The sequence below is a fragment of the Methylocystis parvus genome, assembly GCF_049675845.1.
Lineage (GTDB): Bacteria > Pseudomonadota > Alphaproteobacteria > Rhizobiales > Beijerinckiaceae > Methylocystis > Methylocystis parvus_A.
In genome coordinates this window covers 1,881,782-1,902,685 of the sequence record NZ_CP187161.1, presented here as the reverse complement: position 1 = coordinate 1,902,685, position 20,904 = coordinate 1,881,782, and the positions used below count along the sequence as shown (strand labels likewise).

At 63.8% G+C, this 20,904-nt stretch carries 24 protein-coding genes; 1 reads left to right on the top strand and 23 read right to left on the bottom strand.

Annotated elements, in window-relative coordinates; all coding sequences use genetic code 11:
* Position 1: 1 nt before the first annotated feature.
* The 23 genes from ACPFMJ_RS09795 to ACPFMJ_RS09685 form a co-directional block, all read right to left on the bottom strand.
* Positions 2-454 carry a hypothetical protein gene (locus tag ACPFMJ_RS09795; protein WP_424363604.1) on the bottom strand — a complete coding sequence of 151 codons (453 nt, stop codon included), beginning with the start codon at positions 452-454 and terminating at the stop codon, positions 2-4.
* Positions 454-2,268: a phage tail length tape measure family protein gene (locus tag ACPFMJ_RS09790; protein WP_424363603.1), complete on the bottom strand. Its 1,815-nt coding sequence runs from the start codon at positions 2,266-2,268 to the stop codon at positions 454-456. The genes ACPFMJ_RS09795 and ACPFMJ_RS09790 overlap by 1 nt, the downstream gene beginning before the upstream one ends.
* Positions 2,258-2,932, bottom strand: coding sequence for a DUF6441 family protein (locus tag ACPFMJ_RS09785; protein ID WP_424363602.1), 675 nt, complete (start codon positions 2,930-2,932; stop codon positions 2,258-2,260). Before ACPFMJ_RS09785 ends, ACPFMJ_RS09790 begins: the two co-directional genes overlap by 11 nt.
* Before the next feature lie 183 nt (positions 2,933-3,115).
* Complete coding sequence (locus ACPFMJ_RS09780; protein ID WP_424363601.1) at positions 3,116-3,586, bottom strand: hypothetical protein; 471 nt, start codon at positions 3,584-3,586, stop codon at positions 3,116-3,118.
* Positions 3,586-4,260: a hypothetical protein gene (locus tag ACPFMJ_RS09775; protein ID WP_424363600.1), complete on the bottom strand. Its 675-nt coding sequence runs from the start codon at positions 4,258-4,260 to the stop codon at positions 3,586-3,588. The genes ACPFMJ_RS09780 and ACPFMJ_RS09775 overlap by 1 nt, the downstream gene beginning before the upstream one ends.
* Positions 4,261-4,284: 24 nt before the next feature.
* Positions 4,285-4,734, bottom strand: a complete 450-nt coding sequence (locus ACPFMJ_RS09770; protein ID WP_424363599.1) for a hypothetical protein — start codon at positions 4,732-4,734, stop codon at positions 4,285-4,287.
* Positions 4,734-5,078 carry a hypothetical protein gene (locus ACPFMJ_RS09765; RefSeq protein ID WP_424363598.1) on the bottom strand — a complete coding sequence of 115 codons (345 nt, stop codon included), beginning with the start codon at positions 5,076-5,078 and terminating at the stop codon, positions 4,734-4,736. Before ACPFMJ_RS09765 ends, ACPFMJ_RS09770 begins: the two co-directional genes overlap by 1 nt.
* Before the next feature lie 14 nt (positions 5,079-5,092).
* Positions 5,093-5,806 (bottom strand): DUF2190 family protein, encoded by a 714-nt coding sequence (locus ACPFMJ_RS09760; protein ID WP_424363597.1) that lies wholly within the window; start codon positions 5,804-5,806, stop codon positions 5,093-5,095.
* A gap of 66 nt (positions 5,807-5,872) precedes the next feature.
* Complete coding sequence (locus ACPFMJ_RS09755) at positions 5,873-7,882, bottom strand: HK97 family phage prohead protease (RefSeq protein ID WP_424363596.1); 2,010 nt, start codon at positions 7,880-7,882, stop codon at positions 5,873-5,875.
* Between the two features lie 10 nt (positions 7,883-7,892).
* Entirely contained in the window at positions 7,893-9,431 is a 1,539-nt protein-coding gene (locus ACPFMJ_RS09750; RefSeq protein ID WP_424363595.1) for a phage portal protein, read from the bottom strand.
* Positions 9,431-10,402, bottom strand: a complete 972-nt coding sequence (locus ACPFMJ_RS09745) for a hypothetical protein (RefSeq protein WP_424363594.1) — start codon at positions 10,400-10,402, stop codon at positions 9,431-9,433. Before ACPFMJ_RS09745 ends, ACPFMJ_RS09750 begins: the two co-directional genes overlap by 1 nt.
* Before the next feature lie 124 nt (positions 10,403-10,526).
* Entirely contained in the window at positions 10,527-10,751 is a 225-nt protein-coding gene (locus ACPFMJ_RS09740; RefSeq protein WP_424363593.1) for a phage head-tail joining protein, read from the bottom strand.
* Complete coding sequence (locus ACPFMJ_RS09735) at positions 10,748-12,793, bottom strand: terminase gpA endonuclease subunit (protein ID WP_424363592.1); 2,046 nt, start codon at positions 12,791-12,793, stop codon at positions 10,748-10,750. The genes ACPFMJ_RS09740 and ACPFMJ_RS09735 overlap by 4 nt, the downstream gene beginning before the upstream one ends.
* 9 nt (positions 12,794-12,802) lie before the next feature.
* On the bottom strand, positions 12,803-13,393 hold the full coding sequence (locus tag ACPFMJ_RS09730; RefSeq protein ID WP_424363591.1) for a hypothetical protein: 591 nt from the start codon (positions 13,391-13,393) through the stop codon (positions 12,803-12,805).
* 131 nt (positions 13,394-13,524) lie between these two features.
* Positions 13,525-13,833, bottom strand: coding sequence for a hypothetical protein (locus tag ACPFMJ_RS09725; protein WP_424363590.1), 309 nt, complete (start codon positions 13,831-13,833; stop codon positions 13,525-13,527).
* Positions 13,834-14,409, bottom strand: a complete 576-nt coding sequence (nusG, locus tag ACPFMJ_RS09720; protein ID WP_424363589.1) for a transcription termination/antitermination protein NusG — start codon at positions 14,407-14,409, stop codon at positions 13,834-13,836. It abuts the gene before it with no gap.
* Positions 14,410-15,051: 642 nt separating this feature from the next.
* The gene (locus tag ACPFMJ_RS09715) at positions 15,052-16,683 is read right to left on the bottom strand and encodes a primase-helicase family protein (RefSeq protein ID WP_424363588.1); all 1,632 of its coding nucleotides are present in this window, start codon (positions 16,681-16,683) and stop codon (positions 15,052-15,054) included.
* Positions 16,680-17,900 carry a DUF7146 domain-containing protein gene (locus ACPFMJ_RS09710; RefSeq protein WP_424363587.1) on the bottom strand — a complete coding sequence of 407 codons (1,221 nt, stop codon included), beginning with the start codon at positions 17,898-17,900 and terminating at the stop codon, positions 16,680-16,682. Before ACPFMJ_RS09710 ends, ACPFMJ_RS09715 begins: the two co-directional genes overlap by 4 nt.
* A gap of 105 nt (positions 17,901-18,005) precedes the next feature.
* Entirely contained in the window at positions 18,006-18,413 is a 408-nt protein-coding gene (locus tag ACPFMJ_RS09705) for a hypothetical protein (RefSeq protein WP_424363586.1), read from the bottom strand.
* Positions 18,406-18,606: a hypothetical protein gene (locus ACPFMJ_RS09700; RefSeq protein ID WP_424363585.1), complete on the bottom strand. Its 201-nt coding sequence runs from the start codon at positions 18,604-18,606 to the stop codon at positions 18,406-18,408. The genes ACPFMJ_RS09705 and ACPFMJ_RS09700 overlap by 8 nt, the downstream gene beginning before the upstream one ends.
* Positions 18,603-19,016, bottom strand: a complete 414-nt coding sequence (locus ACPFMJ_RS09695; RefSeq protein WP_424363584.1) for a winged helix-turn-helix domain-containing protein — start codon at positions 19,014-19,016, stop codon at positions 18,603-18,605. Before ACPFMJ_RS09695 ends, ACPFMJ_RS09700 begins: the two co-directional genes overlap by 4 nt.
* Positions 19,013-19,561 carry a GcrA family cell cycle regulator gene (locus ACPFMJ_RS09690; protein ID WP_424363583.1) on the bottom strand — a complete coding sequence of 183 codons (549 nt, stop codon included), beginning with the start codon at positions 19,559-19,561 and terminating at the stop codon, positions 19,013-19,015. Before ACPFMJ_RS09690 ends, ACPFMJ_RS09695 begins: the two co-directional genes overlap by 4 nt.
* A gap of 185 nt (positions 19,562-19,746) precedes the next feature.
* Positions 19,747-19,983, bottom strand: a complete 237-nt coding sequence (locus tag ACPFMJ_RS09685) for a hypothetical protein (protein WP_424363582.1) — start codon at positions 19,981-19,983, stop codon at positions 19,747-19,749.
* Between ACPFMJ_RS09685 and ACPFMJ_RS09680 the strand changes: the two genes are divergently transcribed.
* Complete coding sequence (locus ACPFMJ_RS09680; protein ID WP_424363581.1) at positions 19,983-20,801, top strand: hypothetical protein; 819 nt, start codon at positions 19,983-19,985, stop codon at positions 20,799-20,801. The genes ACPFMJ_RS09685 and ACPFMJ_RS09680 overlap by 1 nt on opposite strands.
* The last annotated feature ends 103 nt before the right edge of the window (positions 20,802-20,904 follow it).

The window sequence follows — 20,904 nt, the reverse complement described above, 5'->3', positions numbered from 1 at the left end:
GTCAGACCTCGTCCAGGATCATGCGCCAGGAGACATCGGCCGGCCACTCGTCTTTCCCGAGGCTGAAATCCATGACCTTGGCGAGAATCTGCGGGCGGTAGTAGGTGAAATCGCCCTCGACGCGCGTGCTGCCCGAGACGACCGGCCGCGCCGGCGAGCCGCCGGCCGTGCGGAAGGAAAGTTCATGGACGCAGGAGATCAGCAGCGATTGCCCGCGCCAGACCCCGTCGAGGGCAGGGGCGTTGACGTCCTTGCAGGTCAGTTCGATGCGATATTTCTGGAACGCGGCGAAAGAGATGTCTCGCAGAGCGCCGTTGACGTTGCGACGCGGGGGTATGTTCTGCTCGATCGGCGTCAGCGTCTCGGTCACGCCCCGCGCCGACCATGGCGTGAGGATCTGCTGACCGCTCAGCGCGACGACGAGGATCGTCCCTTCGGCGGGGAGCTCTGACATCAGATCCTCGTGATGCGCTGGCGCTGAGCGATGCGGGACAGCTGTTCGAAGGCGTCGTCGCCGCCAGTGAATGGCCCCGCCCGCTCCCCGTTGATGACGATATCGCCCGTCCTCACGGCGCCCCCTGAAGGCCCAACGCTCGCAGCGGCGGCGAACAGCCCGCCATCCTCGAAAGCGGGGAGCGGCATGGAGAAGTCCGGCGCCTGAAAGCGCACCGCGCTTAAGTCGCCGACAAGGCCGCCGAGCGCGAATTTCGGCGCGCGGAGATTATTCAGGTCATGAAACAGGCCGACGCCGAACTTGCTCACGGCGGCTGCCTTGATGACGTATTCGCCGTTGGAGAGCCATGAAAGGATGCTGTCGCTCGTCCCGGTTCCGGCGCCGCGGACATGGCCGCCGCCGGCATAGCCGCTATTGCCGCTGCCGCCGGTCAGGTCGTGGATCTTAGCCCCTCCGCTAAAGGATACGCGCGCAGCCTCTTGCAGGGCGGTCACCAGGGCCCGGACTACATCCGCAGCTTTGCTCGCTACATCGGCGATCGCGCCAATGCCACTGACGATGCTCGCAATCCACGGCGTCTCCACATTGTCGCCCCTGAAGGCGTTGACGACGTCGAGCATGACCTGGCTTGCCGTCGTGCCGATCGGCAAGAGAGCCCCCTGGATACGGCCCGACAGCGTCTCAAACGTCGAGGCGATCTTCCCCATGTTCTCGGCCTGCGTCTGGGCCTGGGTGATATCGGCGCCTGAGATCTGCGGCGTCTGCCGCGCAACATCGTTGAAATAGGCGTCCACGGCCGCCGGGCCCTGCCTGATCTTCGGCAGCAGCGCGGCGACGCCACCTTCTGTCGCTGCGCGGAGCTGCAAGGCTGGATCCTTGATGGCCGCTAGCGCCTTTGCCAAATTACGCGTGTTCTCGGTCGCGTCGCGGGCGTTTCCGGAGGCGTCCGTGAATTTGACGCCGAGCGCAGCCGCGAGGCCTTCTGTCCCCTTTAGCTCGCGGCCATAGAGCCTCACCTTCGTCACGCCGTCTTCGACGGTTTTTGAAAGGCCGATGACGCCATTCCCAGCGTTGAATAGCGAGGCGATGAGTCCGCCGCCGATCTGGTCTGAGGTCTGGTTTGCCGCCTTGGCCATGTTGCCGACGGCAGCGACGACGCCTTCCTGATCGAGCCCTGCCGCGGTCGCTGCCTGCTTCAGCTTTTGGTATTGGTCGGTGGTCAGCCCCGCTGCGTCCGCCGCCTTCTGCAGCTCGCGCGCCGCCTCACCGGCGCTGAGCGCAAGTTTGACGGCTCCGGCCGCCGCCGCGCCGGCGGCAAGCGGCAAGAGCAAGGGGGCGAAGCGCGCCAGCATCGGCAAAAGGGTGGAGAATGTCCCGCGCACGCCGCCGAACGCCTGGCTAAGTTGCCCGCCCTGTTGGATGGCGATCGTCATGATCGACGCGCCGGAGGCGAGTGAGGCTGTCACGTCGTTGAAGGTATAAACGAGCGCTTGGGCCTGCATTTTGGTGAGGCCGATGCTGTTCCCGAGATTGGTTGAAGCGGCTCGAGTCGAGTCGAAGCCGGCGGATGCGTTCCGGCCAAAAAGGCCGGCCATGATTCGAGCGGTCCCGCCAATCTTTCCGATTTCGCTGCTGACGCTCTTGGCTCCGAACTCCGCGCGACGAAGCGAGCGCTCGAGCTCGTTCATCGGCGTGAAGTCGGCGCTCTTCAGCTTCTGCGTAAAGTCTTCTCCCACTTTCGCCAGATCGCGGAACGCGCGCTTCACTTCTTCGCCGCCAATGAGTGAGATGCGCGCTGTTAGGTCATTTCCCATTAGCCGAAGTTCTCCTCAGATGTTTCGCAAACAGGCCTGGCAGCGCCGCGCGCCCCGCCGCCGGAGCCTCCATGACGTCAAAGCGCTTCCGCATCTGGACCGTGGTGACGCCAAAAAACACAGGCACGTAATCGACGCCCTTGATGGCCGGCTGTCGCTGCCCCTTCCCGCCTGGGAACATCTTGGCGAAGCGCCCGCGCTTTTTCTTTTTCGGCGGGACGCGGATCAAAAGAGGATGCTTCTTCCCCTTCACATAGATCAGGTCTCCGAGACTCTTGCTTTTCTTGGCCCACTTCTGCGGCGTCATTTTCCGGCCGCCGAAGTTCTTCGCCGCAGGACCTCCAGGGATCGGCAGCCACATGATTGGCTTGCCTGAGATCGTTCCGCCTGTCTGGAAAATCCCGGCGTAGGGTATCTTGTGATACATGAACGCCGCCGCGCGCAGCGAGGCTCTGCCCTTCGGATAAGCCTCTACCCGCAAGGCGTTCTGCCAACGCTTTGAGAAGCCGCCCGCCGCGATGGCTGCTCGGCCGCGCTTTTTGACGATAACGCCTGCGTCCGAGACAGCGGCGCTCGCCGCCTGCGCCATGTTGTCGAGCATGCCGTCAAAGACTCGGCGGACCTGATCTCTGCTTAAGCCCGTGACGACAACGCTAGAAGCCATCTCCTTCCGTCATCTCCTTTAGCGTCTTCTTCACGACGTCAGGCGGGCTGTGGTAGGCTTGGCGCGCAACGCTCAAATCGATGGCGGCTTCCCGCCTCATGCGCCTATGGGCCAGCGAAGCGAATGCAGCCGCCTGGCGCGGCGTATAGCGCCAAACGGACTCGGGCGGGTGGCCGGCGAAAATCAGGAACTCGACAAGCTCTGCGAGTCCGACGAGGTTTTCCGCGCGCCATCGATCGCGGCCAGCAAGCGGTCCACGATGTTGATCAGCTCCGCGTCGAAGAGGCCCGCCTCGACGAGCGCCTCGGCTAAAGGGCGGGGGCCGTTCGGCGCCGTCGCCTTCCAGATCGCGGTAAGAACGCGCAACTGCTCATCCGGGAGAAGACGCTTCGCGGCCTCTTCATGTTCTGCCGAGAAATGGCGCCCGGTTCCCGACGCAATGATCGCCGATGCAACCTCGGGGCCAAGGCGGGCGATATCGAGACTCTTCTCATAGCCTTCTTGCTGGCTGAAGATGCTTTGCAGCACGGGAAAGCGCGCAACGAGCGCGGCGATAGCGCCAATGCCGAGGCCGGGGGTCTCGAGCTCCCGGCCTCGCACGGTGACGCTGCACACCACATTTTCGATCGGCGCGATATCGAGAAGACTGGCCATCACGCAGCCTCACTGAACTTGCCGAAGGAACCGAGACCGTCGAGATTGACCTCGCCCTTCAGATCATATTGCGCCCACGAATCTGAGATGAAAGGGACGGCGCTGTCAGGCTGAAAGGCGACGTGGCCGAAAAAGGCACTGCGCCGAGGGCCAACATCGTTGGTTCCCTCGCATTTCACCTGGCAGGTAATTTCCGCTGCATCGAAAATTTCGATTTCGCGGTTTGGAGAAGATCCGGAGAGCGTTCCGAGTAGCGCGATCTCCATGTTCTCCATCGTTCCTTCTTCAAAGGTGATAGCGAGCGACCCTTTCTTGCTGAGAATGACGGTCTTATCGCGCACCTTGATGCCGGCGCGCGAGGTAAAATGCTCGTCCTTTTCAACCTCCGGCGTGAATTCAAACTTAGGCACATTGCCAACATCAACCCAGGGCACATAGGCCCAGGTCACCGTGCCGTCAGTGATCGAAGACGTCGTCCCAGAGGGGCCGGTCCCCGGAGAGGCCGCTGAAGTTCCGCCGGTTGTGGCCTTGTAGAGATTTTTGCTCGTCGGCATGTAAACGTAGTCGCCGGTAGCAAAATCCGTCTCGGCGGCCCAAGCGACAGGTAGCTTCGTGAACCGGCGAACGGACACGACGCCCTTGAGGATCTGCAGATTGTCAGTTGAAGACGCCATCTCGAAAGGCTCCGTTCTTGGCGGTTAAAGCTCGACTTCGCTGAGCAGCAGCGGGTAGGTGAAAGTGAAGGCGACGCCGGCCTGTCCCATCATGTTGCGGCCCATCACGTCGCGCGTGCCGCAGCCGGTGTACCGAACGTCGCCATTGGCGCCGGTGATTTCGTTGAGATCGCTATCCGAGAGCACGGCGGCGACGAGGCGACGGCGCAGATCCGCGCGCGCCTTGGCGAGGTCCACAGACGTCGCCCCTTGCGCGAAGATCGTGATGTCCGGAATCATCGACACGACGTCGTTCCGACGCCGGCGCGGCGGGCCTTCTGGCTCCTCGACACTCTCGTCGCCGTCGTTGATGAGGATGGCGGGGCGCGGCGCTTCCGGGATTTCCTCTCGGTTACGAAAGACCGCGCTTCCGCCCACCAGGCAACCGGCGATTTCGGTAAGTCTTTCGAGGATTTCCTCGCGCCTGTCACGCATCAGATCTGCACCAGAATGAGGGCGTATTCGCCGTGCGCCTCGCCGGCCGGACCGGGCTTTGGCTTATAGCTCTCGATGCGCCAGCTCTTTCCGGAGAGAGAGACGGTCGCACCGAGAAGCTGATCGGGGCGTTTCGATTGCGCGGCGAGGTCGGCGGCGCGGATCATGGCGACGGGCTGAATCGTCGGAATGTCCACGCTGCCAAGGGTGATTTCGAGGCCAGCCGTCATGTCGATCGCCGGCAGCGTGAATGACCCAGCGCCCTTCGCCAAAGCAAAGGACGCCGAGACGCTCATCACGTCGTAGATCGGGCCTAGGGCGAGGGCCTCGAAATCTATCGTCATTGCGCTCTCGCCGCTTAGCCGTAATTGCCCGTCGCGAGCGTCGCGACAACCGCCGTCTTGCCGTTAATCGAAACCGCGACCTTGAATGCGGTCTTGGCGGTGTCGGTGATTTCCAGCACGAAGACGCCCGTCTTAAGGGTCTGGACCCGGAGCGCCTTCTTGGCGACCATGGCGCTCAGGACCGTGCCGGAGGCCGATTTAGCCTGGACGGTTCCAGATGCCGTTGTGCCGGTCAGCCCCTCGCCATCGGCGTCGTCAGAGAGCCAAACGTCGAGATTGTGAACCGCGGCGACCGCATTGCCCGCCGCATCCTTCACGGTGATCGTGACCTCAGCGACGTTGGATCCGCCGGCAGCCTTGGTGGCGGTCGCGGTCAGCGGCGTTCCGACATCATTGACGCCGGCGCCGATGAGGCGGACGTTTCCGGTCGTGTCGCCGGAACCGGCCGCCGCGGTAGCCACGCCGATGCGCGTGTTGCCCGCAGACGTCGTGGTGCAGTTCTTGGCGCTGTCGTCCCAATAGATCGCCGCGCCGACAGTCCACGCTGCGCCCGTCGCCTTGGCGAGCGTGAAGACGCCTTCGAGCGCAAAATTGGCGGAAACGCCATTGAGCACGTCGACCATGGCGACGCCAAAAAGCGCGCCGATGAGTGCGCCCTCACCGGAGTTGCGGTCATAGGGGGCGGCGAGCTCCAGCGTGTCGCCGCACTGAACGAAATTTTTGGCCATTGGTCTTGCTTTCGAGGTGGGAGGAGAAGCGCGCCGCGTCAGGCGGCGCGCTCAGGAGCGCCCGGCTTAGCCGCCGGCGTTGCGATAGCCGAAGCGGAAGTCGATCGCGCCGCAACCGAAGTCGTGCTCGAGCGAGACCGACATGCCCTGACGGCCGAACGGCTCGTCGATACGCATGCGCGGCGCCGCATAGCCTTCGAGCAGCCCCCATTCGAAGTTGGCGCCCTGCATCGGATCGGCGAACAGATACCAGGCGTTGCCCGTGATCTGCGGCGTGACCTGCAGGCTCAGCAAATTGCTGAACAGCGGCACGTTCGAGGCCTGCGCGGCGTAGAGCGGCGACAGCACGCTCTGCGCCTCCGTCTCCTTGTCGGGACCGACGAGCAGGATGGACGGAGAGACGTTGATATAGGTGCCGTCCATGGTCTTGCGTTTGCGCATGGCCGCGCGGCCGGCGCCCAGCGTCGTGTTGTCGATCGCCCCGCCGGAGGCGGCGAGCGTCTTGTCGGTCGTGTTGAAGACGGCGCGGCTGGTTTCGTTCAGCGTCGGGCCGGCGCCCGTCGCCGAAAGCATCATCGCGTAGAAGGTCTCCTCCTCAAAGCGAGCGACCGCCTCGCCACGCGAATTCAGAACGCGCTGAATGGCGCCGAGATTGTCGTTGATCAGGAGCTGGCGCGAGAAGGGCACGAGAACGGCGTATGCCTTGACGGCGGTTTTCTCCTTCGACTCGGAGAAATTGCCCGCCTGGATCTCGCCGGTTTCCTTGACTTCCTTGAGCTGCGGGAAGTCGCCGTCGCGGACGGTGATGTGGTCGCGGAAGTCGGTATAGGTGCGCTGCTGCGCAATCGCGCGGTAGGTCGGCGCGGCGACGACATAGCGCGCGCGCAGCGCGCGGTTGAGCGCATTTTCGAGCAGGATCGGGAAATCGCTCGTCGTCAGCATAGCGCGACGCAGCACGTCTTCGCGCTCGCCGAAGCCGGAGAGGCGGCCGGAGTGGTTGACCGAATCCGCCGCGAATTCGACCAGCGTGCGATTGCGCATGAAGCCGCGCGCCGGCTCATTCGGCTCGGCGCGCTCGCCAAGCTGAATCGCCAGCGCATCTTCGATCGCGCGGCGACGGGTTTCCGTCTCGTCGCGGCCGATCTGCGCGCGGGGCCCGCCAATCGTCGCGCCGGGATTGCCGGCGGCGGCGCGGGCGTCGCGAATCGACTGCAGGATCGCTTCCTTGGTCGCGCCGCGCTCGATCATGCTGCGCGCGAGCGGCGCCTGGCCGAGATCGGAGGCGATGTCGAGAATGAGCATTACGTCGCCGGCGTTAAGCGCCGGCGCGGCGCGCGTCTCGACCTCGGCCGACGGCGTCACAGGCGCGGGCGGCGCCGATGCGTTGGCGGAAACAGCGCGGGTTTCGGTCGCGGCGACGCTATTGTTGGGGGATTCGGCCGCCGCAGCGGCCGCCGGCTGGGCGGTTTCGGTCATCTGGTCCTCTTGGGGGGTATTCCGGGGCTGTGTATCGACATCGGCGACGGCCCGGACCATCGCAGCGTCATCAATGGGAACCGTGCAGAGCGTGACTTCGAGCAGGGTCCACTTTTCGGCGCGCCATGTTTCGGCGCCCATCTCGTCACGCGAGACGAAACTCCACTGATTGACGACATAGCCAATGGAAAAGCCGGTGATCTCGCCGCGCGCGACCTGGCCCTCAGCTTCTCTGCCCTGAGGCGTGTCGTGGAAGCGCACGCGCCCGACCAGCTCGCCATTCTCAACCCACGCCGCCTCGACAGAACCGAGCGCTTTGGTGATCGACGTCGTGTTGTGAACGTCGAGCAGCTTCACCTGCCCCTTGACGACGCGAGAAAGATCGATCGCCTCGGGGGAAATCTGAAGGGTCTCGATAAAACCGAGCCGCGGCCAGGCGGAGCCGGCTGCAAAGACGCCCTCGACCGTGCGCGCTTCCGCGTCATAGCTGCCCGGCACAACAGTGGCCGCGACCGGAACGCCGAAATTGCCGGGGCCGATGTCGCGCGCAAAGGTCTGGCCCGTCGCAACACCCTGCGGCGCGGTCAACGTCTTATCCATGCTTGTGCCTTCAGGTTGTCAGCGGGTCTTGCTGCTGGCGTTCAGCAGCGACAGCCGCGCCCTGCGCCGTGACGGCGGATTGCAGCGCGCCCTTGTCGTTTACGCGGCGCGGGTCTGTGTCGAAGATCAGCTCGGCCTTGTCGACGACTTTGAGCCATTCCTGCATTTCGGCGACGAAATCTTCCCAATTTATGCCGCGCTCGGCCAGCGCGTCGGGCTGCGCCTGAAGACCCGCGCGGATCTCCAGCACTTTCGCCATGATGTCTTTCAGCGGGTCGACCCAGGGCCGCACCGGCATGGACAATTCGCAAGACACGTTGCGCAGATCGACGCCGCTCAACGTCGTCTCGCGCCACATCACGCGCCGCCAGGCGGCCTTCACGCGCGGCGCCAGGACCAGCCATTGCACCATGTCCATCAGCACATAGCCTGCGACCTTCGCAGCGCGCATGCTGGAATAATTGGCTTGGGAAGCGTCGCCCGTGACCTCGTGGTAGGCGATTCCAGTCGTCGCGCAGAAGGCGTAGAGGCGCGAGCGCATGAATTCGATCGTGTCGCCGCTGCTCGACGGCTCGAAGGCGGTGACTTCCTCTCCGGGGCCGAGGCGCAGGATCTTCCCGGGCGCCATCGTTTCTTCGCGACGGCCCTTGTCATCCATCCTTTGCGCGCCGACGACGGGCGCGGCTCCTTGCGTGTCGGGCGTGCGCACAACGAGACCGAGACATGCCTCGATGCGCTTGCGCCAGATCATCGCCTCGGTCACGTCGTCGAGGCCGCGCAGCGACACGATGGACGGCGCAAGCCAGGAAACGCCGCGAATCTGGCCCGGGCGCGCGATGTGGAAGAAATGATCCACGTCGGCCGCGACGATGCGCTTGGTCTTGCTCGACAGGCGCACGATGTCGCTTTCTCCGGGATGCGTCTCGTGCAGATAATAGGCGAGGCGGCGGCCCCATTCGTCGAATTCGATTCCGTTGATGACGCGCGCATTCGCGGCTTTCACGAGCAGCGCGCGCGTTTCATCAAGATGATCGGCCTCGAGCAGGCGGATTTGGCTCCATTTGTTGCCGCGCCCGTCGTCGAGCCACAGATGCAGCGCTTCGCCGTCGATAAACATGGACGAAACGGTCGTCGACAGCAGGCCGTAATAGTCCTGCTGTCCCTCGGGGTCGCATGTGTCGACGAATCGCTTCCAGGCTTCGTTTGCCTTTTTGCGCAAACTCTTGTTGGCGCCGACTGCGCGCGGCGTGACCCCGGAGCCGACCGTCTGTCCCTGAAATTGCAACGTCGCAGCGCGGACGGCCTGATTGTTCTGGTAAAGATCGCGCGCCCGGTAGCGCAGCAATTCGCGCCCTGAGTCGCCTTCCGCCCGGGGGCCCGCCGCCGAAGCGCGCCAGCCCGAAAGCCGCCGATCCCGCGAGGCCCCGTCGTAGGCCCGTGCGGCGTCGAGCATCATCGCAGCCTGCATACGCGCTTGCAGCCGCGCTAGGCCGGCTTGCGGCGCGACGGCGAGAAACACGCGATCGAGGAAGGAGGGCGCGTAGGGCATCAAGCAGCCAGCTTGCGTTGTTTGAGGACGACGCCCTTACGGGCGTTCCCACGCGTATGTGCCCTCACAAAGACGAGCCCTTCCTTGCCCTCGCGGACAATCCGGCGCCAGTGTGCGATAACATCATGCAGACGGACGCCCGGCCGCTCTGCTTCGCGGACTTTTTTCGAACGCGATGGCCGATCTGGCGCAAAACTCACTTCGTTGAACGACAGAATTGGAAGCTGCCGCTTCGCAGCGATGCTCCGCGCAAGGCGCGATGGGCCTGCAATTTTTGTCTCGCAAGCGCGCGGCGTCATCATAAATGCGCAGAAGAGCGTAAAGAACCACACAAATTGACAAGCGCCTCGATATGCGACCCGCTCATCAACACAAAGGTCAGATAGCTGAATCTTCCCGTCCCATTTGAGCGTTCCGAAGTATTTTGAGTGACAACTAACGATCCCCCGTTCATCGTAAAGACGACTCATTTTCCGCGCTGCGGAGACCTTTTCTGCGGGAATTACGCCACTCGCGATATCTTTTTCTATTATCTCGGAGACACTTGCTCCGGGCCCCGGCTCGTCACACATTAAATAAAACAGAACCGCAAACTTCTCTCCATCGATCCTTCGCCACAAGGCCGCGCAAGTCCCATCGATGCCTGCCCGGCGAAATTCTAGATATCCGAAATCTGTCGGAAGCGCCGCACGCTCAGCAGCGATATCAATGTGCTCGCCATCGGCGCCAGCCATCGCGCTTATGACTTCTGCGACTTCTTCGGACACGATGAACGGCTTGGCGAAGTCATTGATTGCTTCCGGCGCAAGAATATCAGCGATGCAAGCGTGCGGTGGGGTTACGTGATTCTTGTGCCCTTCCGTCAAATGCTCCCAGGGAAGAATGAGCGCACGGCGCAGCTCGGTAAGGCCGGACTGTGCGCATTCTTCTTCCGTGTGCTTGAGAACAGAATTGGCAAGTCTTGCTTTCATGCCTCAACCTCCATCGGCGTCCGGCCTGCCAGGCCTGTAACGCACAGGGTCGCGATGCGACGCCGGAGCCGATGAAGCCCGTGTCGCGTTAATCCCCCTGGCACAGGAGAAACTTTGATGTTTGTCAGTCGCGCGAAAACGCTGCGTAAGACCCGCGATCGGCGCTGGCTGGCGCCGGGCCCGTTGAGGGAACTCCGGCTTTCAACCGCTTGAAGTAATCGAGCGACTTGATGAGATCGGCGGCGGATGAAAAGGTCGTGCGACGGCCGTCATATTCGACGGTGAGCACGCCGCTGGCGAGCGCGGTTTCAAGCTTGCCGATCGTCGCGTCGATCTGGTCCGGCGTCATATCCAGGAGTCCCCCTCGAAGGCCCAACCACCAGCCGGCGGCGCGGCGTCTGCGGTCGCTTCCGCTAGGGATGAAGCGCCCGCACCATCTGCCGCCGGCGATTCCGCGGCCCGGACGGGATCTGCGGCGCGCAGCAGGGGCGCGATAGCCGCGGCGCCGCCGCGCTCGAAGGCGAGCTCGCGCCAGAAGCTTTCGGGCCGGTTGCCGATGTCGAAGACCGGCGCCCCGAAAGCGAGCGCCATCGACAAAACGCGGCAATCGAGCCAGTGATTGTCCGGATAGGCCGTTTTCCAGATGCGCTTTCCGGCCTTGTCCTGCCCGACATATTCAGCCGTGATCTGCCGGAAATAACCTTCCTCGAGGAATGTCCCGAAGTGGCAGAAGCCGGAGGGCGTGCGCATTTCTCCGTCGTCGATGAAAGTTTCGCGGTTCAGATAGGCGTAGAAGCGGGATTTGAGGTTATAGGAGCCCGAAATCCACTGCTGCACGCCTTTGCGAATGCGCTTTCCGCGCCAGTCGAAATCGACATATTGCGGCGCGGAGAGCGGCGCGCGGCCCCAGCCTTCTTCCGTGCGGATGGCGTAAGCGCCATGATTGCGACGCTCCCAATCATAAACGACCGGGGCGTTGTATCGGCAGTCGACGCCAGTCGCGTCGATGCGGCGCTTGCCGCCGAAGGCGTCCGGCAGCGGCGACTCGTGCAGCTCCGTCAGACGGCGCCAGCAGGGATCATCCGGGTCCGCCGTCTCGCCGGGCTTTTCCGGCGTTCCGGCGGCGACGTATGACGCAAAAAGCGTGTAGCTGCGTTTATCGGGGGTCCAACCGACGATTTCGACATAGAGGCCGCGCTTCTGCACGTCGACGCCCATGGTGACGAGCAGTGCATCGGCCGGAATGGCGCGCTCGGCGTAGGATTCGCGGCGCTTGAACAGCGGCTCCCAATCCGGCGTATCGGACTTTTCCTCGTAAGCGAGGCCGAGCCAGTGATTATAGAAGCTCTTTTGCTTTTGTGGATCATCGCCGGCCGCGATGAAGGTATCTGCGATCTTGTCCCAGGTCGTGAAATTCGACGCGATCGCGTCGATATGCCAGGACGGATGACGCCCGGGCTCCGGTTTTTCGGCGACGAAGCCGTAATCCGGCAGATCCATCGCCGATGCGATCATGCCGCGCTTCTGCCAATGCTCGATGCGCGAGCCGCAGCACTGGGCGACATAGTGAGCGTCGGCGGGATGCGTGCGGTTGAACCGCAGGCCGACGCCGCCGGGTTCGTCCGCAAAGCCCCCGAAGACGAGGCGGATGCGCTCGCCGCAATGCGGGCAGGGCAGGCGCTGATATCGTTGGTCTCCGGCCTCGAATTCGGCGTCTACGAGCGACGCGCCCTTCATTGTCGGCGTGCCGCCCTGCAGCTTGCGATAATCGCGCGTGGCATGAAAGCTGATCTGGCGGGCGTCGACCATGGCCATTGGCGAACCCTGTTTGTCGAGATCGCGCGGCCACTGGTCGATTTCGTCGCAAAGCGCGTATTTGATCGTGCGCGCCTGCAGTTCGGCGGCGGAATTGGCGCCGGTGATGGCGATGGATCCGCCCGGGAACGACTTGTAGAGCGCCGACGAGCCGAGCGACGCGCGCTTCGACATGTCGAGCACCTTGCGGCGCATGGCGGGCGTCGCTTCGATCGAGGGCTGCAACTTTTCGCGGTTATAGGCCTGGGCGAGGCCCGTCGTCGGCAGGACGTGCAACGTGCGGGCGGGGGACTCGGTCGCAATCCAGTGCTCGATCGCAATCAAGCCCTGCGTGAAGCCGGTCTGCGCCGACTTACGGACGGTTCCCTTGGTATGCGGGCCGCAGAACACCGTGTCGATGATCGCGCAGATATAGGGAGCCTGCGCGGGGTCCCAGAGCTGTCCGGCGCGCGGGCCTTCGACCACGACGAGACTCTTGGCCGCCGCCTGGGAGGGCGTCAGCGTCGAGGGCGGCGTAACGGCGGCCGCGATCGCGCCGGCGATGATGGCCAGCGCGTTGGCGTAGCGGGTCGACATGAGTTGCTGCTAGTCCGCTTCCGTAGCGCCGCGCGCGGCGAGCTTCGCCATGCTTTCGGCGATTGAACCGAGCATCGCGTTGGCGATGCCGAGGAGTTCGATGTGCAGAGCTTCTTCGCCGCCTTTCGACGCGGCGTAGAGCTTGCCGGATTGAGCCTTCAGCGCATTTACGATCTGCGCGATCGACGTTCCTGTCTCGACGGCCGCGCGTTCGATCTCGCGAACCGGGACGAGCTCGCTGCGCTTCTGCGCCAGTTGCAGCTCGGCGAGTTCGGCCTTCGCGCTTTTCTCGCGCGCTGCAGCGTCGTTGAAATGTGGTTGGCCGGCGTGTTTCTTTTCATTAGGGGCCGCCGGCTCATCATCTGCGGGTCGCTTCACGTTGCGATTGCGCAGATCCTGCGCGGGATCGTGAGTTTCAGCGACGAGCGCCGCGTATGACGGAAGATGCACGCGAAGCCCGCGCCCAGCCCCTTTAACCTGCAAGCGGTTGGCTTCGCGGAAACCCTTCACACGCTTCGAGACATTCTGACGCGTGCATTTATAGCGATCGGCAATCTCGGAAACGGAAACCCAGTCCTGATCGTCAACCGCCCCGTGCATGCCCATCACACGCTTTCGTCAACCCTGTTCAAAAATCCAATCACGCCCCCGCCCCCGGGCCCCGCCTCCACCGCAATAGTTCGGGCTGGGGAGGACCCAAAAGCGTGTGCGTTTGGGCCGCGGCAATTATTCTAACCCGCGAGCTGCTGCCCGGCCGCCTCTGCCTCCGCGGTCATCTCGACGAATGCGGCGCGCGCGATCTGCGCGTCAGCGAGCGCTGTGTCCCGAGATGCGATCGCCGCGTCCCTTTCATCTTTCATCGTCACATACGCGTCGCGCATGGCCTTGAAGTCTTTGGCCATAGAGAGGGCGCTGGCGATGAAGGAGGTCTGCGCCTGCTTTGCGGCGTCGGATTCAGCCTGCATGGGATGCTCCAACAAGGTGGCACGCGGCTGTGGAGTCGCGTGCTCAGGGATCTTGATGTGGGGATAGCTTCGCACTTACGCCCGCTTACGCTGGCGTTGCTCAACGTCGCGCTCGATCGGAGGCCGGTGGCCCTGCTCCACAAGCTCGACGTGACCGACCGGGAGAATCAAAGGCGTCGGTCTGCCGAAGATGTCCAATTGAACGCAGACAACTCCGCGCTTGTCAACGCGATTGACGACGCCTTGCAAACCGGCGAACGGCCCTTGCGTAATGCCGACCTTGTCGCCAGCGGCGAGCGTCGGCATGACGTCGACGCACTCAGGCTTGAATTGCTTATAATGCGCAATCCATTCGTCGGGGACGGTCGCTGGATCATCCGATCCCGCATAGCAGAGCCAGGAATAAACGCCCGGTTGCTCGAGGACCGCGCCGAATATCGCGTCGCTCATATCGACTTGGATAAACAGATAGCGGCCGAAGATCGGAACATAACAGGGTTTGCGCTGGCGCTTCTCGAGCGGCTTTCCCTGCCAACGCGTAGACTCGCGCTTTTTGAGCGTCGGCCGCCAAACCTCAAAGCCGAGCGCCGCTAACCTCCCATACGCTTCTTTGTCCTTTCCCTCGATGCATTCGATCACATGCCACGCCATCGGCTTTTTCCCGCTCATTAGCGCCCATGTGCCCCATGTTTCTTTTAAACATGGGGCACAATAAATAATTGATATTACGTCGGTTGCCCCATGTGCCCCATGTGCCCCATGTTTTTTTGCGCTCGGACATCGAGCTCTACCCCCTTCTCACCAGCTTGCAGCTGCATGCGCGCGCGAGAAAAACATGGGGCACATGGGGCACATGGGGCAACGTTCTATAAAACAGTATGTTAGCGCGCCCCATGTTGAACCCAAACATGGGGCACATGGGGCTTTTTTAACCGCTGTGGTTGGGTCTCTCCTCGCATACGTCCAGCCACGTGTGTCTGCGCGCGGTGGCCTTCTCGAAATCACGCCGGCAGACGATCAACTCTGGAAAGGCAAAGCCCCAGACCCGACGAGCATCCGAAAGGCCGATTGTCCTTCGCACGCGTAAGATCGAGGGTGCGATTACTCTCATTCGAATGCCAAATTCGGTGGTGACGGATCTTCGGTTCGCGCTCGCCATTCCCAGAGCGCAGAGGCAGTCATCGAGCAATTCTTGAGACGGGACGAATGGTTCCCATCGAGCTGCGCCGCTCGTCTGTGCGCCTGCCTGCAGGCGGCGCAGCCACCATTCATCGATTGAATTATCCGCTTTACTCATGAGGCATTCCCTTCACCGTCGCTGTTTGGAGGTTCCCCCCAGTCAAATTCCTGCCTAAGCGCCTCTTCAAAGGCGGACCGGCATTCCTGAAGGCTCGGGAACTCGAGACACCAGACGCGCTTGTTTATGATAGTTGTCGCGCCGGACAGTTCGTCTGATACCTCTATCTCTTCAACAGACTTTATTCGCTTCAAGCCGGGCAAAAACCGCCGTATATGCAGCCCGAATTCGATCTCTGACGACTTTCGCCGGACGCCGAGTTTATCGACGGTTCGAAGATAATCATGAAAGATCGCCGACGTGGGAACGCGATCCCGCCAACCATAGGACCGATGCGTCTGCGACCCGTCGACGAGCCGCCCCAACCACCAACCCGCGATTGGATCCAGCGAGCGGATCTTCTGTTCGAGCAGCGCCCCGGTTTTCGGGATCACGCGAATATTCGGCGCATCGGGCGCGTCGAGGTCGACGGCGAGAAGATCGGCGAGCAGCGCCTCGCGCCCGCCCGCATTCATCTCGGCGTAAAGCTGCGCGAACTGCCCGTGATTTTCTTTCCAATGGTCCGCGACGTCGAAAACTGCGAAGCGCCGTTCGTCCATCCCCGCCGGCACGACCCAGCTTTCATTCGAGGAGAAGAGCAGCCGCACGAAATTGTCGAGGCGGATGGGATCGACGCCTTTCGACTCGATCATCTGCTTCGGCGCGGTCACCAGCCCCTTGAGCCGCCCTTCCGCCGCCTTGTCGCCGGCCCAGAAACCTTCGTCGACCTGCAGCAGCAGGCAGCTCGCCATGTGGGCGTTGAACTGGCCTACGAGGTAGCGCGGATCGTCGACTAGGAAGTAATGCGAGGCGAAGAGCGACCCTATCACGTCGCCGACAATCGTCTTGCCCGTGCCCATCTTGCCGCGCAGCACGATCGCGGTCCCGATCCGCTCGCGCGGACGTTGCACGAGATGCGCAAACCAGTGCCAGACCCAGCGATAGACCTCGGGGTTCATATCGCAAATATTCGCCTTCAAATGATCCTGGAAGGTTAGATATTTCAGCCAGCGATCTTTTGCCGGCGTCGTGACGTCCGGCGAGACGGAGAAGCCCCGCCACAAATTGAAATAACCGGGCGTTCCCGGCGCATTGGCGACATCCGGGAAGAATTCGATCCCGTCATAGGTGCGCCGGCGCTTATGCGCGAGCCAGTAGGGCGCATGCCTGCGAAAGCTGCGAATGGTGCGATATTCGCCGTCATCCTGCCTTTCGCGGCGAGCGACGAGGCTGCCCTGATTTTGAAAATAGGCCTTGAACGCTTCGAGCGACAGAACGCGCGTGCGATCCTCTATCGGCGCGTCCGGCATTTCGCGCATGATCACCGCGCGCGAGCCCATCAGCACGAACGAATATTCGCGGTTGATGACGTCGATCACGTCTTCCCCGCCGCCATCGTCATCCGGCGGCGGCGCGTCATCGTCCGGCGGCGCGCCGTCTCCGCCGGAGTCGTCTGGCGATCCTGCGCCGCCAGCCTCGCCGCCCGCCCCATCTTCAGCGGCCCCGCGCGCGATCGCGAGGCGCCCGCCTGGAAAAACGAGAACTTCCGCGCCCTCGACCGCCTTGACGATTTCGTCCTTGTCGCTCACGCGGCGGCCGCCTCCATGCGCATATCGCTGAAATCCACGCCCTCGCGGCTCATCGCCAGTTTGACCGTGAGAGCGGGATATTCGCGCGAAAATCGCTTCGCGCCGCGCAGCAAACCGAGCCGGGTTGTGAAGGGATCGCTGTCGCCGTCGCCGAGCAGGATCAATTCCTCGACGCTTGGAGGAATGTAGATCACCTTCCAGTCGCCTTCCGGCGCAACGGGCGCATCGTCGCGCACGCGCACCGCACGCACCCTTCCGCGCGCATCCGTGAAAGTCTTCGTCGGATGTTTCACGCGACCGGCCGCCTTGCCGCAGAGATTGTCGAGATCGACGCCCGTGCGAAACTCCGCGCCCTCGACGAGTGGCGACCCCGCCTCGACAAGCGCCCAATAGACCGACAGCACCGTCTCGATCCCTTCGCCCAGAAACCAGCGCCGCGGCGCATTGCCGGGCGCCGAAACGAGGCGGATCGAGCCGCCCTTGATCGAGCCCCGCACCTTCTTCGCCGGCAGCGGCGTTCCGGTCTCGGGATCGATTGTCTCGGCCTTGCCCTTCTCCGTGCCCAGGTCGATCCAGGTCACGTGCACGCCGGTAAAACGCCCGTCGACGCCTTCGATCGCGGCGAGCAGCGCCGGCCCGCGCCGCGCGACGCAACTCTTAGATTCGTTCCAGAGCTCCATCTCTGGCGCATAGCGCAGCCGCGACGTCGGATGCGGCCGAATGCGCCGCTTTTCGAGATAGGCTTCGGCCGGCGTCCCGCCGATCGGCAGGGCGCGCGCCCAAAAGCCCCAGGCGCGCCGTCGCTCCGCCTCGCGATAATCCGCCTGGACGCGCATCTGTCGCGCCTCTTCGGCGATGCGTTCTTCTTCGAGCCTAACGAGCCGCGCCTCGCGTTCCGCGCGCGCTTCCGCCGTCTCGCTGGAATCGCGGCCCGGCGGCGGACGGCCCGTCACCTCCTCGCAGGCGGCGACGAAATCCGTCCCGTCCATGTGCCGCGCCAGCGCAATGGCGTCGCCCTTTTCGCCGGAGACGCGGCAGTTCCACACATTCTTGCGAATATTCACAGCGAAGCGGTCGCGCCCGCCGCAGGCCGGGCAGGGCTGTCCTGCGTCGCCGGGCCGCAGCCGGATCCCGCGCGTCGCGCAAAAAGCCGCGACCTTCACGCGCCGCGCTTCTTCGATCCATTCGCGCCAGGCGGCGTCCCGATCGGCGCTCATCCTGGCATTCCCATCTCGTGCTGGAGACTGCGCATATGCGCCGCGTGATCGTCTGGATCGGAGAACTTCTCTCTCATTCGCGCCGAAAGTTTCCGCCGCGCCGCCTCAGACCACGCCATTTCGCCCTCCATCGATCGCATCGAGAACATGGCCGGCCAGCCCCTGCGGCCGCCCCTCACTGTCGCGCGACACCGTCTGCGCCAGACGTTGCGCTGTCGCGCCGTGCTGCAGGGCGAGCGAGAGCAGCAGCCCTGTGTCGCGCGCGAGATGGTCGAACAGCGTCGTGGTTTTCACGGCCCCGATGAAAATTTCCGCGAGGCGCGCATCCGCGAAGCGACCGATGGTCACGCGAAAGAGCTGGCCCTCGAACCAGGTCTCGAAGGTCTCGCCGTCGCGCCGCAACGGCAGATCGTCGCGTCGCCGGCGTAGCCGCTCGATTTCGTCCGCCGCCGCAAGGCATTCCGCGCCGCCTGCGGCCCTCAGCCGCTCTACAATGTCGCTCGTCTCAGCCAAGGTTTTTCCGATGCTTACGGCAAGCCCACACGATCGTTTCCATCCGCCGCACATCGCCCTTGCCGAAGGGTGCGAAGCCGCCGCACCAGGCGCAGACCCGCGGGCTCGCGCTGCGCCGCGCCTTGTCCGGCTCGGCCGGCGCTTCCTTGCGCGCGGGCGCCGGCGCGGCGGAAAAGAGATCGCCGGCCGTCATGACGCCAGCGCCTCTTCGATCGCCGCGCGCAGTCGCGCCTTCTGTTCAGGCGACAGCCGCCAGCCGACGCCATGCACGGTTTCGATCGATATGCCGGCCGCGCGCAGCTTCTTGCGCAGGAGCGAGATGCGAACGTCCGCCATCTTCGCCGAGCGATCGTCGTCGCCCTTGCGCGGATCGTGCGTCGCCGCGAGGAGCCCGGCGCGGCCGAGCGTGTGGCGCGCCAGCAGCGCCTGCAGGATCGCGACGTCGGCGGGCGTGAGCGTCTGCCCTGCGAGTCTGCGCGGAAAGATCGAAACGCCCTCATCCGCCGCCGCGACGGCGGAAAGATCGATCACGACGACGAATCCCGCGTCCCGCGACAGAGAGGCGCAGCGTTCGATGATGGTTGAAATATGGGCGTCGCTCATCGGGACGCCTTTCCGTCGTAACAACGCGCGGTATGCGTCGGGCAATAGGGCTTGCGCCCCGCATGCGCGCCGCAAAAGCCGAAATCCTCGTGGCGCGGATCGCCGAGCGGATAGCGGCACTGGCCGAATTTCAGATCGACGAGCGGAACGGCTGGCCGCTCCGGCGCGGCGATCGCCTCGAAGCCAATGCGCAGCTCTTCGGCGCGCGCGAGGCGCATGGCGTGCGTTTCCGCCACAGGCGGCGCTGTCTCCGCGACATTCTTCGGTTTGCGCGGCGCCGTCGTCCCCCGCGGCCGAGGGACGGCGCGCGGGGGGCCGTCATCCTTTCGCGGCGCGGCCCCCGCTTGTGGCGACGGGACGCGCCGCGGCTCGCGCGGTCCACGTGATCCGCTCACGTCGCTGAGCGAAATCCCCAGACGATGCGCCTTTCCGATCACCGCATTGCGGGTGAGTCCGCCGCCGATGGCCGTCGCGATCTCGCTCGCGCTGTGGCGGTCGGCCGCCATCTTCCGCAGCGTGTAGACATCGGCATCGGACCAATCCATCGCGTGGCTCCGTTGAGAAAAATTGAGGCGAGCGGCCGGACGCTGGCCAACCGACCGCTCGCCTAGCGCCGCGCGTCGGGGAGAGCGCGCGGGCCGCCGCCTTTGTCCCGCCCGGAGCGGCGCCGGGCTCGAGGTCCCGGCGGGAGCGGCCGGGGCGGGATAGCGTTGCGCCCAGGGGCGCGAATTCAGGCGGCCGCGTCGGGCCGCAGACGCTTGCGGATGACGTCGATCGCTTCGACGAGCGCGTCGAGATCGTCGCCATGGATCCGCACGCGTTGCAATTTGTCGGCGTCGACGGCGATGACGATCGAACCGTCCATCTGTCCGTTCTTCATGTCGCGAAAGGCCGAGACGCTGCTGAGGCGCCCTGAAGTCGGCGCGTGCGGTCTACGCGTCGCGCGTCGGCTGAGAGCGCCGCTCATTGTCCGCCTTCCTCGCCAGCCAGAGCATCAGCCGCGCGCACAAAAGCCTGAGCAAGCCAACTTTGCGGATGGGCGTCGCCCCGTTCGGCCGAGAAGATTTTCGCTTGCTCGTCGCAATGTCGGTCATAGGCGCAGACGATCGCGGCATAGACCTCGACGGCGATGGATTTAGGCTTTCTGTATCGGAGCGCCCAAAGAACGGCATAGGGAATCCCGTGGCTATGTTCCAAACGCCGCATGGCGTTATCCGTGTCGCCGGGGCCGCGACTTTCGCGCGCCACCATTTTCCCCGCGAGGAGGCTCGCGTGTTCAACGAAGGAAGCTGCGCTCATTTCTTTCCCCATCTGCAAAAGCTTTTTGCACACTTGCAAAACCTCCCATGCCATCCTCGCGGCATGGGAACGGTCACCAAAACTCGCTTCAACCCTCGCGCTTCCTGCGGTCCGCTAACTGCGAAAGCGCATATCCCTCCATTAAGCGCGCGGGCCGGCAAGCCCGCGTTCTCGACCCTCCGCCCGTCAGTCGGATTTGAGCAGCCGCGCCAGATGCGCGGCTTCGTCGCGCTTCAGCGCGCGTTCGAAGATCAGCGTGCCGCCCACGAGCGCCTGCAGCAGCTTATCGCCGTCATTACGGTTGCAGACGGCGACGCGTTCTATGGTAAGACGCCGCCAGCAAAGCCCATCGTCGCATTCAACGAGCTGCTCGGAAGGAACTGTCCGATCGACGGAACTGGCTTTGACGCCCGAGTCCGGACGCGCCATACTCGGCCATTTCGCACGCCGATTATGGAAAAAGCCCATGATTTTCTGGAGATATGAAAGCCGCTGCGGCGTCTTTGAGATCAGGCCGAAATGGGGTCGCTGGGAGATCTCACTCGATGGCGAGTTGCTCGGCTCATACCATTCTCCGGAAGCCGCGCTC